This window comes from Tenacibaculum piscium (assembly GCF_021390755.1).
In the GTDB taxonomy this organism is placed as follows: Bacteria; Bacteroidota; Bacteroidia; order Flavobacteriales; family Flavobacteriaceae; genus Polaribacter; species Polaribacter piscius.
Genome location: NZ_JAJGWR010000001.1, coordinates 400,624 through 417,436, shown reverse-complemented (window position 1 = coordinate 417,436; position 16,813 = coordinate 400,624). Strand labels below are relative to the sequence as shown.

The window sequence follows — 16,813 nt, the reverse complement described above, 5'->3', positions numbered from 1 at the left end:
ATTAGAGCCTGTTTAAATTTTATTCCAAAAATTTTTGTAACGTCAAAATAGGCATGACAAGGGGTTAAAACCCCTTGTTTTTAAAAATAAAAATGCGTCAAATTGATTTTATTTCAGTTTATCATCCTGATTTACTACAATTTTTAGCTTTTTTTGTGATTTTCAGCTCCTTTTAACAAGGGGTTTTAACCCCTTGCGGTCATTTTTTGCCACTATATTTTTTTCAGATGAAATTTAAACAGGCTCTAAAAATAAAATAATGATTTTTTCAATAATAAAGTCGATGAAAAATATGGGGGAATAAATTTCCAAAAAAGGGCAGATATATTTACAAAAAGGATAGACGGATTTCAAAAAAAAAAGTGGGGGCAGACACATAGGTCTGCCCCTACATCGATAATCCGTAGGGGCGAACCTATGTGTTCGCCCAATCTGTGTATTTAAAACTAAGAAACAACAAAATTGCTGACACATTTGCTGACACAGAAAACATTTAAACAACAAAAAACCTTACTATTTCTAGTAAGGTTTAAGTGAGCCCTGGAGGATTCGAACCTCCGACCGCCTCCTTAGAAGGGAGGTGCTCTATCCAGCTGAGCTAAGAGCCCGTAGTTTTTAAAGTTGCTACGTACAACTGTGTCGGGGTGGCAGGATTCGAACCTGCGACCTCCTCGTCCCAAACGAGGCGCGATGACCGGGCTACGCTACACCCCGATTAGTCATCTTAATTGCGGAGAGACAGGGACTCGAACCCTGGCGACAGTCACCCGTCGACAGATTAGCAATCTGCTCCATTACCACTCTGGCACCTCTCCTAATTTAATAACTGTTATAAATAACAACCTTAAATTGCGAGTGCAAATCTACATCTAATTAAAAGATTTCACAAGCTTTTTTTTATTTTTTTTCGTTTTTTTTTCATCATTCTGGATACTCGATACGTAAATGATAGATACTCATTAATTTAACTTTAATAATTTTTTTTATTTTTTCTATCTCTCTAAAGGTGATATCGGAATTTATAAACTGATTATCGTTTTTTTGCTTCTCAATAATTTTATCAATTAAAATATCCACCGATTGTGCTGTTGGATTTTTTAAACTCTTTGAAGCCGCTTCTGAAGCATCACACATCATTAAAATTGCTGTTTCTTTTGAAAAAGGAATCGGTCCTTGATATTGATATTTTTTGATATTTACTGCCTCTTCTCCGTGTTCTTCAACTGCTTTTTTATAAAAATAATACGCAATACTTGTTCCGTGGTGAGTTCTTATAAAATCAATAATTCTATCGGGTAAATTATTTTTCTTTGCAATTTCAATTCCATTAATTACATGATTTAGAATAATTTGTGCGCTTTCTTCTGCTGATAAATCATTATGAGGGTTTACGCCTGTTGATTGATTTTCACCAAAATACATCGGATTTTCCATTTTACCAATATCATGATACAACGCACCAGTTCTAACTAACATTGAATTTGCTCCTATTTCATTGGCGGCTGCTTCTGCCAAATTCGCCACCTGCATTGAATGTTGAAAAGTTCCTGGAGCTTTTTCGTTTAAATCTCTTAACAACTTCGAATTGGTATTCGATAATTCTAATAACGTAACATCAGAAACCAATCCGAAGATTTTTTCATAAAAATAAATGAAAAATACCACCAAAAAGGATAACAATCCATTGGCAGCAAACATTCCAAAATACGACCAATTTATTTTATCGGCACTTCCTTCTTTCAAAATGGAAAAAGCAAAATAAGTAAGCATATAAATTAAGGTAATCTGACCTACTGATATAAATAAACTCGCCCGTTTATAAAGCTCTGAAACTGTTAATATTGCTACAATTCCAGCAATAATATGAAGATAAATAAATTCAAAACTATTGGGTACAATAAACCCTAATAATAACACCGTAAGCACGTGTGTAAAAAGTCCTAAACGAGCATCAAAAAAAGTTTTTAATATAATCGGTAAAATACTCAACGGAACAACATACAGATATTCAGGATTAAATTTAACAACCAAGGTTTGTACGAAAATTATAAAAAAAACATTGAAAATAATAAACGTAACAGTATTATTATCATTAAAAATTTCTAATCGATATTTATGAAGAAATAATAAGAGCATCAACAAGGCTAAGGACACTAAAATTGTGTATCCGAAAACAATCCAATTATAATTCGATTTGGTTAAAAGTTGCGAACTCGAGGCTTTTTCATACGATTTTAAAACATTAAATTTCGTTGCTTTTACAATATCGCCTTTTAAAATAATTAATTCTCCTTTTGATACCTTTCCTTTTACATACGAAAGTTGTTTTAAAGCTTCGTTTAATTCTTTTGTACTATATTTTGTATCAAAAATAACATTCGGTTCGAGTGCTTCGGATAAACGATTTAAAAGTATTTCTTGTTTTTGAGCATCGACTTTATGCGTATTTTCGGCGATAAATTTCAGGATATCTTTTGATTGTACTAATCGAGCAAAAGGCACATCTTCAATAGCATTTCCTTTTCTTAGCAAGATTAATTCATCTTGATTTGCTTTGAGAATACTAGCATCTTCTAAAAAACCGTAGGCATATATTTTGTTGATAATCGTTGTTCCTAACTCTTTTAAAACGGTCAAATCTTTGGTTGCTAATGAATCTGATAGCGTTATTTTTCGAATATAACTGGTTAAAACACGTGCGGGAGTTTCTTCATTATACACGAAATATTTTTTTAAATTATTGCTGATTTCTTTTGTTTCTTCATCAATTTCTTTGGCTGTTTTTTCAATGGCAAAATCAAAAGGAGCGTATAAATTATCGTATTGCCAAGGTTTTCCTTGCGTATAATCGTATTTAAATTGTCCTGCTTTTGGGAATAAATATACAATTGCCAAAACGGCTATCAGAAACAATAATACTTTATAGATAATCGCATTATTTTTATATAGTTTATTGATAAAATCGTTCATTTTTAATATTTAGATATGTAAATATAACCTTTCCGTATTATTTTGACTCCTTATTATAAAATGGTTATTTTAGCAGAAGAAATTTAACAAATTCCATCAATATGAAAGAAGTAGTAATTGTATCGGTCGCAAGAACACCAATAGGTAGTTTTTTAGGAAGTTTATCAAGCATACCCGCGCCAGAATTAGGGGCAATTGCCATAAAAGGTGCGTTGGCTAAAATAAATTTACAGCCCGAAATAGTTGATGAAGTTTTTATGGGAAATGTTGTTTCGGCTGGTATCGGACAAGCTCCTGCACGTCAATCGGCTATTTTTGCAGGGATTCCAAATACCGTTCCTTGTACTACGATTAATAAAGTTTGTTCATCAGGAATGAAAGCGATTATGTTAGCAAGTCAGGCAATTGCTTTAGGCGATGCCGAAATTGTAGTTGCTGGAGGAATGGAGAATATGAGTTTAATTCCGCATTATCAATACGCTAGAAAAGGGAGTAAATTTGGTTCGATCACCCTAGAAGATGGCTTATTAAAAGATGGTTTAGTTGATGCTTACCAGCAAGTTTCGATGGGTGTTTTTGCTGATGCTTGTGCTACCGAATATAATTTTTCAAGAGAAGAACAAGATGCTTTTGCGATGGAATCGTATGAGCGTTCGGCAAAGGCTTGGAGCGAAGGAAATTATGCCGATGAAATTGTTCCTGTTGAAATACCACAACGTCGTGGCGAACCTATTATTTTTTCGGAAGATGAAGAATATAAGAATGTAAAAATGGATAAAATTCCTGCCTTACGCCCTGCTTTTTCTAAAGATGGAACCGTAACCGCTGCGAATGCTTCTACAATTAATGACGGTGGTGCCGCTTTAATTTTGATGTCTTTAGAGAAAGCTATCGAATTAAATCTAACGCCTTTAGCAAAAATAAAAAGCTATGCTGATGCGGCTCACGAACCAGAAAATTTTACGACAGCTCCTTCAAAAGCATTGCCAAAAGCCTTAAAAAAAGCTAATATTTCAATTGATGATGTTGATTATTTTGAATTAAATGAAGCATTTTCAGTAGTTGGTTTGGCGAATATGAAAATTTTAGGTTTATCTGCCGATAAAGTAAATATTAATGGTGGCGCTGTTTCTTTGGGGCATCCTTTAGGAGTTTCAGGTGCAAGAATTATCATCGCTTTAACATCAATTTTAAAGCAAAATAATGCCAAAATTGGAGCGGCGGCAATTTGTAATGGTGGCGGTGGTGCAAGTGCAATGATTATCGAAAGAATGTAAATTTTAATAAAACAAATAAATGCAATTAACCTCTTTTGGAATTTGTAATTTAAGTAGTATTCCCATGCGTTTTGAAGCTAGCGATACTTCAGAAATGGTAAATCAAGTTCTTTTTGGCGAACATTTTAAAGTGCTAGAAAAAAAAGATAATTGGACTAAAATTGAATTGGCTTTCGATAAATATCAAGGTTTTATTGACACCAAACAATACCAAGAAATTAGCCAAGAAATCTATAACAATTTATCATCCGAAGAACATAAAAATTATTCGGGTGATTTTATTAATCTTGTTGATTTTGAAGATGATTTTTATCTTGATTTTGAAAATGATAATTCTAAAAATCAGCAAAAATTAACAATTCCTTTGGGAGCTAGACTTCCTTTTCTAAAGGATGGAGAATTTAATATCAAGCTAAAAAAATATACTTATCAAGGGAAAATCTATGATAAAAAACAAGATATTACCAAAACAGCGATGTTATTTTTAAATGTGCCGTATTTATGGGGCGGGAAATCTGTTTTCGGGATTGATTGCTCAGGATTCACGCAAATGGTTTACAAATTATGTGGCTATACTTTATTACGTGATGCCAGCCAACAAGCTACACAAGGCACGTCTGTAAGTTTTATCGAAGAAAGTAAAACGGGTGATGTCGCTTTTTTCGATACTTGTTTTGATACTTCTTTTGATGATGAAAAATCAGCAAAAATAACACACGTAGGAATTATTTTAGATAATAATACGATTATTCACGCACACGGAAAAGTTCGTATTGATACGCTAGACCACAATGGAATTTATAATACCGATTCAAAAAAATATACCCATAAATTAAGAATTATAAAGCGTTTTATTTCATAATATATTTTAAAAAATAAAACAGGCTCATAAAAAAACCGAAACATTTTACGTTTCGGTTTTTTTTATATTTTAATTGATAAAATTAGGAAGTTTTAGCTTATTTTTTAGCTTAAAAACTATCTTAATGATTTATATAATGTTCTATATTCAGTTGCTTTCGCTTCCATTTCTAAAACTTCATATAAGTTCATTAATGTTTTAACAGTATCAACACTTCTTTTAATCGCATCTGCTTTTTCTAAAAATGGTAATGCTTCTTTATATACTTCTTTTTGCTGTAAAGCTAAAGCGTCATATTTTTTATTGTTGCTTAAATTTTTATTCATTTCCTCAACAATTTTTTTATCTTTTCCTAAGACAACAACGGCTAAGTTCATGTAAGCATCTCCATAATCAGGATTTAATTCGATTGCTTTTTTGTAGTATTTTTTAGCCTCTTCAGCTCTTCCTTGATTAAAGTTTACAACTCCTAAATTGTAGTATAAAGTAGGATTTTCAGGATCTAAAGCAACTGCTTCGCTCATTAATTCTCCAAATTTATCCATTTTATTAAGCTTCACATACATATCCGCTTCATTTAACAATAAATTTAAATCTTTTGGATTTGCTTTTCTTGCTTCCGCTAATGCCTCGATCGCTTCATCAGTTTTACCTTGTTCTTTTAACAAAAGTGCTACATTTTTAACGATAGTCGCTGTTTTAGACTCTGTAGATTTGTTCTTAGGATTAGTATATTGTTTCGTTTTCACTAATAAGTCTCTATTTTTTTTAGAACCTAAATTTTCAACTTCTCCTGTTAATTTACTCGTTGCTAAATATTGCGTTTCAATACCTGTATAACCAACTTTTCGTAATTCTCTATAATATTTAATTGCCGTATCATATTCCTTTGCTTGTGTAGCCGATATTGCTGCATTATAAGCAAATGAAGTATCTTTTGGACTTAATACGTATGTTAAATAAAAGTTTTCAGCAGCGTTTTTATAGTCTTTTTTATTGTTATATAAATCGACAGCTTTATCAGAAACTTCTTGAATCATGGTATTCAAGATAGGTTTTGCCTGTTCAGAGTATTTACTTTTACCCATCGCTAACAAGCTATTTAAAGCCGTTGCAGCATTTTCATAATCTTTTGTAGCGGCTAATGCTTTTCCTTTTAAAAAGTAAAACTTAGAAGTATATTTAGCTTGAGCTTTATCCATTACTAATTTTTCAGCAGCATTTAACGTAGTAATTGCTGTTGTAAAATCTTGTTTTTTTATGGCTTTCTCTGCTGTTTTCAATTCTGATTTTTGAGCTAATAATCCTAATGATGCTAAACCTAAAGAAAGTGTTAATAATTGTTTTTTCATTTTAGTTCTTATTTATTTATTGTTATTCTTGATCTTCGTTTGTGTTATTTTCAATTTCCGTGCCGTTTTCAACTGTAAGTTTTTCTACATCTTGAGTTCCTTCTTCAGTTTCTTCTTCGACTTCTTCTTCACGCATTACTTTTGCTACTGCAGCAATGCTATCATTTTCTTTGATGTTAATTAAACGAACACCTTGTGTTGCACGTCCCATCACACGTAAATCTTCCACAGCTAAACGAATGGTAAGTCCTGATTTGTTGATAATCATTAAATCATTTGAATCGTCTACATTTTTAATCGCTACTAATTCTCCTGTTTTTTCTGATATATTTAAAGTTTTCACACCTTTTCCTCCACGGTTTGTAACACGATAATCCTCTAATTTAGAACGTTTACCATATCCTTTTTCAGAAACCACCAAGATATTACTATCCATATCATTTACGGCAATCATTCCTATTACCTCATCTTTATCATGTTGTAAACTTATACCACGAACACCAGATGCGGTTCTTCCCATTGGGCGTGTTTTCGCTTCTTCAAAACGAATCGATTTACCCGATTTCAAGGCTAACATTACTTGACTATCACCAGTTGTTAATTTTGCTTCTAAAAGCTCATCACCTTCTTTAATGGTAATGGCATTAATTCCATTAGTTCTTGGACGAGAATATTGTTCTAAAGAAGTCTTTTTAACCTGACCTTTTTTAGTCGCCATAATTACATAATGACTATTGATATACTCTTCATCTTTTAAATCTTCAGTAACTAAAAATGCTTTTACTTTATCATCAGGTTCAATGTTGATTAAGTTTTGCATCGCTCTACCTTTGGTATTTTTTCCTCCTTCGGGGATTTCATACACACGCATCCAGAACACTTTTCCTTTTTGAGTAAAGAACATCATATATTGATGATTTGTTCCGATAAATAAATGCTCTAAGAAATCTTCATTACGAGTTGTTGCACCTTTTTGCCCACGTCCGCCTCTATTTTGAACTTTATATTCATCAAGATTCGTACGTTTTACATATCCTGCATGCGAAATAGTTACCACAACTTTAGAGTTTGGTATCATATCTTCGATACGCATATCGCCACCTGCATAATGAATTACTGAACGACGTTCATCACCATATTTATCTCTAACATGAATTAATTCATCAGTAATTATTTGATAACGTCTTGGTTCGTTTGCTAAAATATCTTTTAAATCGGTGATTGTTAACATTATTTCATCAAACTCGCCACGTAATTTATCTTGTTCTAAACCTGTTAATTGGCGCAAACGCATTTCAACAATTGCTTTTGCTTGAATTTCTGTCAATTCAAAACGTTTGATTAAACTCTCACGAGCTTCATCACCATTTTTAGAAGCACGAATAATTTTAATTACCTCATCAATATTATCCGAAGCAATAATTAATCCTTCTAAAATATGCGCTCTTGCTTGCGCTTTCTTTAATTCAAATTCTGTTCTACGAACAATAACTTCGTGTCTGTGTTCAACAAAATAATGAATTAATTCTTTTAAGTTTAATTGCTCAGGACGACCGTTTACTAATGCAATATTATTGACACTAAACGACGTTTGTAATTGCGTATATTTAAATAATTTATTTAAAACGATATTAGGAATTGCATCACGTTTTAAAATATAAACGATACGCATTCCGTTTCTATCAGATTCATCACGAATATTCGCAATTCCTTCTAATTTTTTATCATTGACTAACTCCGCAGTTTTTTTAATCATTTCTGCTTTGTTCACCTGATACGGAATTTCAGTAACAACAATACATTCTCTTCCTTTTACTTCTTCGAAAGAAGTTTTAGCACGCATCACAATACGCCCTCTACCAGTATGAAAAGCATCACGCACACCTTCGTACCCGTAAATAGTTCCTCCTGTAGGAAAATCTGGGGCTTTAATGTGTTCCATTAAGCCATCAATATCGATATCGTTATTTTCGATATAAGCAATCGTACCGTTTACAACTTCTGTTAAGTTGTGTGGTGCCATATTTGTTGCCATACCTACTGCAATACCTGACGCTCCGTTTACTAATAAGTTCGGAATACGAGTTGGTAACACGGTTGGTTCTTGTAGGGTATCATCAAAATTTAAGCGATGATCTACGGTATCTTTTTCAATATCCGCCAACATATCTTCGGATATTTTCTGCATTCTTACCTCGGTATAACGCATTGCTGCTGGAGAATCTCCATCAACAGAACCGAAATTCCCTTGTCCATCAACCATCATATATCGCACACTCCAGTTTTGTGCCATTCGAACCATCGAATCATATACAGAAGTATCTCCGTGTGGGTGATATTTACCCAGTACTTCCCCTACAATTCTTGCTGATTTTTTATATGAACCTGTTGCTTTAATACCCAATTCATGCATCCCGAATAAAACTCTTCGATGAACTGGTTTTAAACCATCTCTTACATCTGGTAATGCTCTTGATACAATAACTGACATTGAATAATCAATGTAAGCTGCTTTCATTTGCTCTTCAATGTTGATCGGGATCAACTTTTCGCCATCTGCCATATATAATTCTTTAAAATTCTTATTTTGTTAATAAAAAGTAACTTTCATACTTTATCAAAAAGCACTAAAAACAATGCTAATGTAACCATGTTTCTTAAAACATTGCAAGATACGATAATGACACCTTTTATACAAAAAATAAAGTTATTGTTTTAATGATACTTATCAACAATTTTAGCTATTTTTAAGCATTAACAACGTATATTTAACACACTAAAAAAAACGCTTAAAAACTACTTGGTATCTTTTTTGTTATTTTTAAGAAAAAACCTAAATTTACCATCATACAACTAAATTTTATGGACGATAATTTTTCACCAGAAGTTAAAAATGTAATTACTTTCAGTAAAGAAGAAGCCTTACGATTAGGACACGACTTTATTGGAACAGAACATTTATTATTAGGTTTGATAAGAAAAGCAGACGGAAAAGCCATGGAAATATTAACTACTTTTAACGTAGATTTAGAGTTAGTTAGTACTAAATTGGAGCAATTAAATCCAGTAACTTCCTCATCAAACAACACCGAATCAACTAGCTTACACCTTACAAGACAAGCTGAAAAAGCGATACGAACAACCTTTTTAGAGGCGAAATTATATCAAAGTACCACTATTGATACCGCACATTTATTGTTATGTATTTTACGTAACGAAAATGATCCGACCACTAAATTGCTTAAAAAATATAACGTGACTTACAAAAAAGCAACCGAAATTTATAAAGAATTTCATTTAGAAGATTTGCCAGAAACACCAACTTCCGAAACACCTTCGGATAGTAATTTTCCTGGCGATAAATTAGATCCTTTTGGAAGATCGAACACCAACAAAGACAAACAAGATAAAAAATCGAAAACACCTGTTTTAGATAATTTTGGACGCGATTTAACCGCATTCGCCATTGCAGGAAAACTAGATCCTGTTGTTGGACGTGTAAAAGAAATTGAACGTGTTTCGCAAATTTTAAGCAGACGTAAAAAGAATAATCCAATGTTAATTGGAGAACCTGGTGTTGGAAAATCGGCAATTGCAGAAGGTTTGGCTTTAAGAATTGTAGAACGAAAAGTATCAAGAATTTTATTCGATAAACGAATCGTTTCCTTAGATTTAGCAAGTTTAGTCGCTGGAACAAAATATCGTGGACAATTTGAAGAACGCATGAAAGCCCTGATGAATGAACTCGAAAAAAATGACGATATCATTTTATTTATTGATGAAATTCACACCATTGTAGGCGCTGGAGGTGCAACAGGTTCTTTAGATGCTTCCAATATGTTGAAACCTGCGTTAGCTCGTGGCGAAATTCAATGTATCGGTGCTACAACTTTAGATGAATACAGAACAAATATCGAAAAAGATGGCGCCTTAGAACGTCGTTTTCAAAAGGTAATTGTGGAACCAACAACGGTTGAGGAAACTATCCAAATTTTACACAATATTAAAGGAAAATATGAAGCACATCATCAAGTTTCATTTACCGATCAAGCTATTGAAGCTTGTGTAAAATTAACGAATCGATATATGACAGACCGATTTTTACCTGACAAAGCAATCGATGCTTTAGATGAAGCTGGATCTCGAATTCATATCACCAATATTGTCGTACCAGAACAAATCATCGAATTAGAAGCGAAATTAGAAGAGATTCGAACGCAAAAGAAAACTGCCGTAAGTGGTCAAAAATACGAAGAAGCAGCAAAACTTCGTGATGATGAAAAAAATATTGAAACAGCTCTAGATTCTGCGGAAAATCAATGGGAAGAAGATGCCAAATTAAACCGTGAAATTGTTACCGAAGACAACGTTGCTGAAGTCGTTTCGATGATGACTGGAATCCCTGTAAATAGAGTTGCCGAAGCTGAAAGCCATCGTTTAGCCGATTTACCAAACATGATTAAAGGAAAGGTTATCGGGCAAGACGAAGCGGTAACCAAAGTGGTCAAAGCAATTCAACGAAATCGTGTGGGATTAAAAGATCCTAATAAACCAATTGGTTCGTTCATATTTTTAGGTTCAACAGGTGTTGGAAAAACACAATTAGCAAAAGTTTTAGCCCGTGAATTATTCGATTCTAGCGATTCTTTAATCAGAATTGATATGAGTGAATATATGGAAAAATTTGCTATTTCTCGTTTAATCGGAGCGCCTCCAGGATATGTCGGATACGAAGAAGGTGGACAATTAACCGAAAAAGTTCGTAGAAAACCATATTCTGTAATTCTTTTAGATGAAATTGAAAAAGCACATCCTGATGTATTTAACATGCTTTTACAAGTACTCGATGATGGGCATATTACCGATAGTTTAGGGCGTAAAATTGACTTTAGAAACACCATTATTATTATGACTTCGAATATCGGAGCGCGTAAAGTAAAAGATTTTGGTGCGGGAGTTGGTTTTGGTACTGCTTCTAAAAAAGATCAGGAAGATGCACACGTAAAAAGTATTATTGAAGGCGCTTTGAAAAAATCATTTGCTCCTGAATTTTTAAACAGAATTGATGATGTTATTATTTTCAATTCATTAGAACGTGAAGATATTCATAAAATTATCGATATCGAATTAGAAAAATTATTAGCACGTATTGCTGATTTAGGCTATAAATTAATCCTAAGCGAAAAAGCAAAAGATTATATCGCTGATAAAGGTTTTGATAAAAAATACGGTGCCAGACCTTTAAAAAGAGCTATTCAAAAATATATTGAAGACGCTTTAGCCGAAGAAATTGTAAACTCAAAACTAGATGAAGGCGATACTATTTCAATGGATTTAGATCAAGAAGAAAATAAACTAGTTATCAATATTGAAAAAGGCGAAAAACCAACAGAATCTCGTACTGAAATATCAGAATAACGATCAAAAAATAATTCTAAAAACTCCTAAGATTTTTCTTGGGAGTTTTAGTTTTATTAACTATATTTAACTCACTATTTTTTATAATTTTACTTTCTTTCTGATAGAAAAAATCAAAAATAAAAAGACGTTAAAATACCGTTCCAAATTCTTTTGATATTCTTTTAGTCTTTTCTTTGATAAAAAACCTAAAAAAAAGTAACTTTGACCCCTAAATCCTCATTCATATTAAACAGTAAACCATGAAAAGACTACTACTTTTAGCCCTCATAGGAGTTACCATTATTTCTTGCGAAAAAGAAAAACCAAAACCTGTAAAAGATTATCTTATCTTATCAGGAACAATTGAAAATTTCAAAAAAAGAGAGGTTACTTTAACAGGATTTAACTTTGAGAAAAAAATAAAATTCAATAAAAAAACACGCTCGTTTTCGGATACTTTAAGGATTAAAGAAAATGGATACTACACTTTAAAAGCAAACAGAAAACCTGTTAATTTATATCTTTCAGATACCGTAGACACCAAAATTATTTTTGATTATAAAAATGCTGATGCCATCAAATTTGAAGGAGGTTATGCCAATATTAATACTTATTTTGTTGAGAAAAACAAAAAATTTGGTGAAATTCTAGTAAGTGCAAACAACTTATTTTCTTTACAAGAAAGTGATTTTTTAGCAAAAATGGATCAATATAAAGAAGCCTTAATTGATTTATCAATCGCTAATAATCTGCCTACAAATTTCTTAAAAAAAGAAGTTAAAAATATTAATTATGAATATTTAAGAAACTTGAGTAATTATCAAGATTTTTATGCAACTTTAACTGAAAATGATAAGTTTGTAGTCTCTGCTGATTTTCCAAATCCTCTTAAAAACTTTAATTACAGTAGCGGTGAAGATTATGTAAATTCATACGCATATCGTAAGATGTTAGAAACCCAATTAGAGGTTATCGCTAAAGAAAAAAATGAAGAAGGAGGCGATTATTATTTAACATATTTAGAAACCATACAAACCGAAGTTAATGATCCTTTAGCTAAAAATGATTTATTATATAAAAAAGCTAAAAATGGTATTACTTTTACTGATAATTTAAAAGAATTTCATGATAAATTTATGCAATATTCAACAAATGAAATGCATAAAAAAGAAATTTCAGAAAGTTATCACATATTAAAAGCAACCGCAAAAGGACAACCTGCTCCCAAATTTTCAAATTTTGAAAACTATAAAGGCGGAACAACTTCTTTAGATGATTTGTTAAATAAAGGAAACTATTTATATATTGATGTTTGGGCAACTTGGTGTGCATATTGTAAAAGAGAAATTCCTTTATTAAAGAATTTAGAAGAAGAATATCATGGAAAAAAATTAACATTTGTAAGTATCAGTGTTGATGATAAAAAACAACATGAAAAATGGAAACAAACAATAGTCGACAGAGAAATGACTGGAATACAATTATTTAGCGGTAAAAAGCAAGGAGATTTAGAATGGGCTCAAAAATTCTTAATAAAAGGATTGCCTAAATTTATCATCATTGCTCCTGATGGAACAATTGTAAGTCCTAATGCACCTGCTCCTTCTCAAGGAGAAAAATTAACAAACATATTTGATGAATTAGGAATATAATTCATTCATTTTTCAACTAAATTTTTAGTGTTTTCAAATACTGATAAAACTCAAAAAACCGCAAATATTTGCGGTTTTTTGAGTTTTATATTTAATATCTTATTTTTATTTTACTTTCAAACTCCATTCAAATTCAAATTTAGATACTGAAATTCCTTCTTCATTAATTCCTTGTGAAGTAACTAAAATAGTTTGCCCCTCACCTGTTTCAACCGATTTTTGAATCGCTTGTTTAATTGCCAATCCATCGTTACAAGAAAAATGAATTTTTCCTGTCGCTTTTTTGGTGAAATTGGCATTCATATTGGTAACTAACATCGATACTTTTTTGTTTGATGCAGCAATAGCTTGTATCACTAAAATACCTGTGGATAATTCAGCAGCCATTCCTTGAACTGCCCAAAACATACTCTTAAAAGGATTCTGATTTATCCAACGATGCCTGACTTTTACTAACGATTTTTCTTCTGAAATCGACAAAACTCGAATCCCACAAATATATGCCGATGGTAATTTTAACAACGTAAATAAATTAATTTTTCTGGGCGTAAACTTCATTTTTTGAGTATTTATTGGCAATTTACTACTTTTTTTTTAAAACTCAGAAAAGCTATAAAATCCAAAAAAAATGTTAATAAAAAGTTAAATACAGTACTTTGCATTGCATAGTACCTTTTTAAAGATATATATTTGCATAGTAAAATACTATATAAAAAAACTGTTATGCAAAACGACGAAAATACGAATGCTCTTTTTATACATTTATCTGCTTTTTTAGGCTATTTTTTTCCTTTAGGAAGCATTATTGCTCCTTTAATTTTATGGCAACTCTTTAAAAGTGATAGTCCCTTTTTAAATCAACACGGAAAACAGGCTGTGAATTTTAATCTTAGTTTTACGCTGTATCTTTTTATAGCAACCGTCGTATTTCTTTTATTTTTATTCGGATTTTTCTTTGGAAGTTTTATCAATATCTATAACGAAACAGACTTTAATTTTAATGAAAATTATGCTTACTATGGAATTTTTTCTGTTATCGGTTTAGTTATTGGTGGATTTTCAATGACTGCTATTTTATTAAGTCGAATCGTTTTAATTATTATCGCTTGTGTAAAAGCAAATAAAGGAGAAGAATATCACTACCCTTTTACTATTAATTTTTTAAAATAACCTTACAAATCGTAGTACATGAAGATTGAAAATACAAAAGCACAAATGCGAAAAGGTGTTTTAGAATATTGCATTTTATCTATTTTACAAAATGGTGATGCCTATACTTCTGAAATACTTTCAACATTAAAAAGTGCAGAAATGATTGTGGTTGAAGGAACGATTTACCCGCTACTAACCCGCCTAAAAAATGCAGGTTTACTAAGCTACAGATGGGAAGAATCAACCTCAGGACCTCCACGAAAATATTATGTTTTAACCGAAAATGGTACACTATTTTTAAAAGAATTAAACACTACTTGGGGAAATTTAGTAAATGCTGTAAATTTAGTAACAAGTAAAAAATCAACTAAAAATGAATAAGACAATAAATATAAATTTAGGCGGATTCTTCTTTCATATAGATGAAGTTGCTTATCAAAAATTAAAACACTATTTAGAAGCTATCGCCCGTTCTTTAAGCGATGACCCACAAGGAAAAGATGAAATTATCTCCGATATTGAGGCTCGTATTAGTGAACTTTTATCTGAAAAAATAACCGATGTACGTCAGGTTATCAATGAAAATGATATTGAAGAGATTATTACCATCATGGGGCAACCCGAAGATTATGCAGAAACAAACGAAAGTTTTGAAGATGATTCATCATACCGTGAAAACAACAGAAAATCATCTAGAAAATTATTTAGAGATAGCGATGATAAATTTCTAGGAGGTGTTTGTTCAGGAATTGCACATTATTTCAATATTGATGTTATTTGGATTCGAATTGCTTGTATTATTTTAGTTGCCTCTGGATTTTCGCCTTTAGCCTATATTATTTTATGGGTTTTATTACCCGAAGCTAAAACAACTTCTGAAAAATTACAGATGCGAGGTGAAGCTATAAATATTGATACTATTGAAAAAAAAATTCGTACCGAGTTTGAAAATATATCAACAAAACTAAAAGATGGTGCGAGTGAAATATCTGATAAAATTTCGAGTGCCGATTATGAAAAATTACGTTCACAAACCTCTTCTGGATTGCAAGATTTTATTGCTACAATTACCCAAATTTTACGTGCGGTATTTAAAATATTCGCTAAATTTATAGGTATTCTTTTGATTTTTATTGCTGGTATCGTTATTCTTTCATTGTTATTTGGAGCATTTTCAATCGGTAGTTTAGAAATTTTAAATGTTGATAATGACTTTGTACACTATCCACCATTTTTTTATGAAGCGATTTTACCTAAATGGTTGTTAGCAATTTCATTATTTATATTAATCGGAATTCCGATGATGGTATTATTTATTTTAGGATTAAGAATATTATCTCCTTCGGTTAAAAAATTAAATAATACCACTACTTTTAGTTTATTAGGCGTTTGGTTGATTTCATTATTTGCCATTGGTTTTTCGGGTATCGAATATGCAACAACACACGCCTATAATGGTGCTAATGTGAGCAAACACAACATTGCTTACACTAAAGAACAACCTTTAAAAATTAGCGTTATTAATGATGATACCATTTATTATAACCACAATTTAAGCAACAGAAACAACGCTGAAGGTGTTGTGATTAATGATGTTAAAATGAAATATTCGAACGATATTAATATTGATGTTCGTAAAAGTGAAACTGGGCTTACTTATATCGAAATTAAAAAAACATCCGAAGGTAAAAAACGCAAGCAAGCAAATGATAACGCACAGGCAATTCAATATAATTTTAAGATAGTAAATAACACCATTATTTTTGATGCCTTCTTTTTAAGTGCGTATAAAAACATCTGGAAAGACGAAGAAATTAAAGCGACTATTTATATTGATGAAAATACAACGGTTTATTTCGAAGATTCAGCTGGTAAATTTATTGATGATATTAAAAATACCCAAGATATTTATGATCGTGATATGGCGAATCATCATTTTAAAATGAGCTCAAAAGGTTTTGAATGTATCGATTGTAATTCCTTTAAAAAGAATAACAATAATAATGATGATGATGATGATGAAAACGAAAATATAATCAACGAAAACTCGGATATCTAAATTTAAGTATCAAATAAAAAAAGCTAAAGCGTCATTGTTTTAGCTTTTTTATTTAATAATCATTTATATTTAACAAAAAAATGAAGCGG

General features: G+C 31.5%; 11 protein-coding genes and 3 tRNA genes. 7 read left to right on the top strand and 7 right to left on the bottom strand.

The features are described 5' to 3' along the window. Window positions 1-534: 534 nt before the first annotated feature. The 4 genes from L0U72_RS01970 to L0U72_RS01955 all read right to left on the bottom strand — a co-directional run bounded on the left by L0U72_RS01970 (window position 535) and on the right by L0U72_RS01955 (window position 2,970). Window positions 535-608 (bottom strand) — tRNA-Arg (locus L0U72_RS01970). A 31-nt stretch (window positions 609-639) separates the two neighbouring features. Continuing rightward, a tRNA-Pro gene (locus tag L0U72_RS01965) sits at window positions 640-714 on the bottom strand. A 17-nt stretch (window positions 715-731) separates the two neighbouring features. Then, window positions 732-815: transfer RNA gene (locus tag L0U72_RS01960), tRNA-Ser, on the bottom strand. Between the two features lie 106 nt (window positions 816-921). Next, window positions 922-2,970: an HD family phosphohydrolase gene (locus tag L0U72_RS01955; protein WP_233898267.1), complete on the bottom strand. Its 2,049-nt coding sequence runs from the start codon at window positions 2,968-2,970 to the stop codon at window positions 922-924. Between the two features lie 101 nt (window positions 2,971-3,071). Between L0U72_RS01955 and L0U72_RS01950 the strand changes: the two genes are divergently transcribed. After that, complete coding sequence (locus L0U72_RS01950) at window positions 3,072-4,247, top strand: acetyl-CoA C-acyltransferase (RefSeq protein ID WP_233898266.1); 1,176 nt, start codon at window positions 3,072-3,074, stop codon at window positions 4,245-4,247. Between the two features lie 19 nt (window positions 4,248-4,266). Further along, window positions 4,267-5,109 carry a C40 family peptidase gene (locus tag L0U72_RS01945; RefSeq protein ID WP_233898265.1) on the top strand — a complete coding sequence of 281 codons (843 nt, stop codon included), beginning with the start codon at window positions 4,267-4,269 and terminating at the stop codon, window positions 5,107-5,109. A gap of 116 nt (window positions 5,110-5,225) precedes the next feature. On the opposite strand, the gene L0U72_RS01940 is transcribed toward L0U72_RS01945, so the two are convergent. Beyond that, window positions 5,226-6,461, bottom strand: coding sequence for a tetratricopeptide repeat protein (locus L0U72_RS01940; protein WP_233897007.1), 1,236 nt, complete (start codon window positions 6,459-6,461; stop codon window positions 5,226-5,228). A gap of 22 nt (window positions 6,462-6,483) precedes the next feature. Beyond that, window positions 6,484-9,024: a DNA gyrase subunit A gene (gene gyrA, locus L0U72_RS01935; RefSeq protein WP_233883979.1), complete on the bottom strand. Its 2,541-nt coding sequence runs from the start codon at window positions 9,022-9,024 to the stop codon at window positions 6,484-6,486. Between the two features lie 299 nt (window positions 9,025-9,323). Between gyrA and L0U72_RS01930 the strand changes: the two genes are divergently transcribed. Both L0U72_RS01930 and L0U72_RS01925 read left to right on the top strand, forming a co-directional pair. Next, window positions 9,324-11,879 carry an ATP-dependent Clp protease ATP-binding subunit gene (locus L0U72_RS01930; RefSeq protein ID WP_101917913.1) on the top strand — a complete coding sequence of 852 codons (2,556 nt, stop codon included), beginning with the start codon at window positions 9,324-9,326 and terminating at the stop codon, window positions 11,877-11,879. A gap of 242 nt (window positions 11,880-12,121) precedes the next feature. Next, complete coding sequence (locus tag L0U72_RS01925; RefSeq protein WP_233898264.1) at window positions 12,122-13,513, top strand: TlpA family protein disulfide reductase; 1,392 nt, start codon at window positions 12,122-12,124, stop codon at window positions 13,511-13,513. Between the two features lie 105 nt (window positions 13,514-13,618). Here L0U72_RS01925 and L0U72_RS01920 read toward each other — a convergent pair whose 3' ends face one another. Next, a complete protein-coding gene (locus L0U72_RS01920) occupies window positions 13,619-14,071 on the bottom strand; it encodes a DUF4442 domain-containing protein (RefSeq protein WP_101917915.1) in 453 nt (150 codons plus the stop codon). Between the two features lie 165 nt (window positions 14,072-14,236). On the opposite strand from L0U72_RS01920, the gene L0U72_RS01915 reads away from it, so the two are divergent. The 3 genes from L0U72_RS01915 to L0U72_RS01905 are packed head-to-tail and all read left to right on the top strand — an operon-like array spanning window position 14,237 to window position 16,724. Beyond that, window positions 14,237-14,683 carry a DUF4870 domain-containing protein gene (locus L0U72_RS01915; RefSeq protein ID WP_101917916.1) on the top strand — a complete coding sequence of 149 codons (447 nt, stop codon included), beginning with the start codon at window positions 14,237-14,239 and terminating at the stop codon, window positions 14,681-14,683. Window positions 14,684-14,701: 18 nt separating this feature from the next. Beyond that, window positions 14,702-15,046 carry a PadR family transcriptional regulator gene (locus L0U72_RS01910; RefSeq protein WP_101917917.1) on the top strand — a complete coding sequence of 115 codons (345 nt, stop codon included), beginning with the start codon at window positions 14,702-14,704 and terminating at the stop codon, window positions 15,044-15,046. Beyond that, the gene (locus L0U72_RS01905; protein ID WP_233898263.1) at window positions 15,039-16,724 is read left to right on the top strand and encodes a PspC domain-containing protein; all 1,686 of its coding nucleotides are present in this window, start codon (window positions 15,039-15,041) and stop codon (window positions 16,722-16,724) included. Before L0U72_RS01910 ends, L0U72_RS01905 begins: the two co-directional genes overlap by 8 nt. Window positions 16,725-16,813 lie beyond the last annotated feature (89 nt).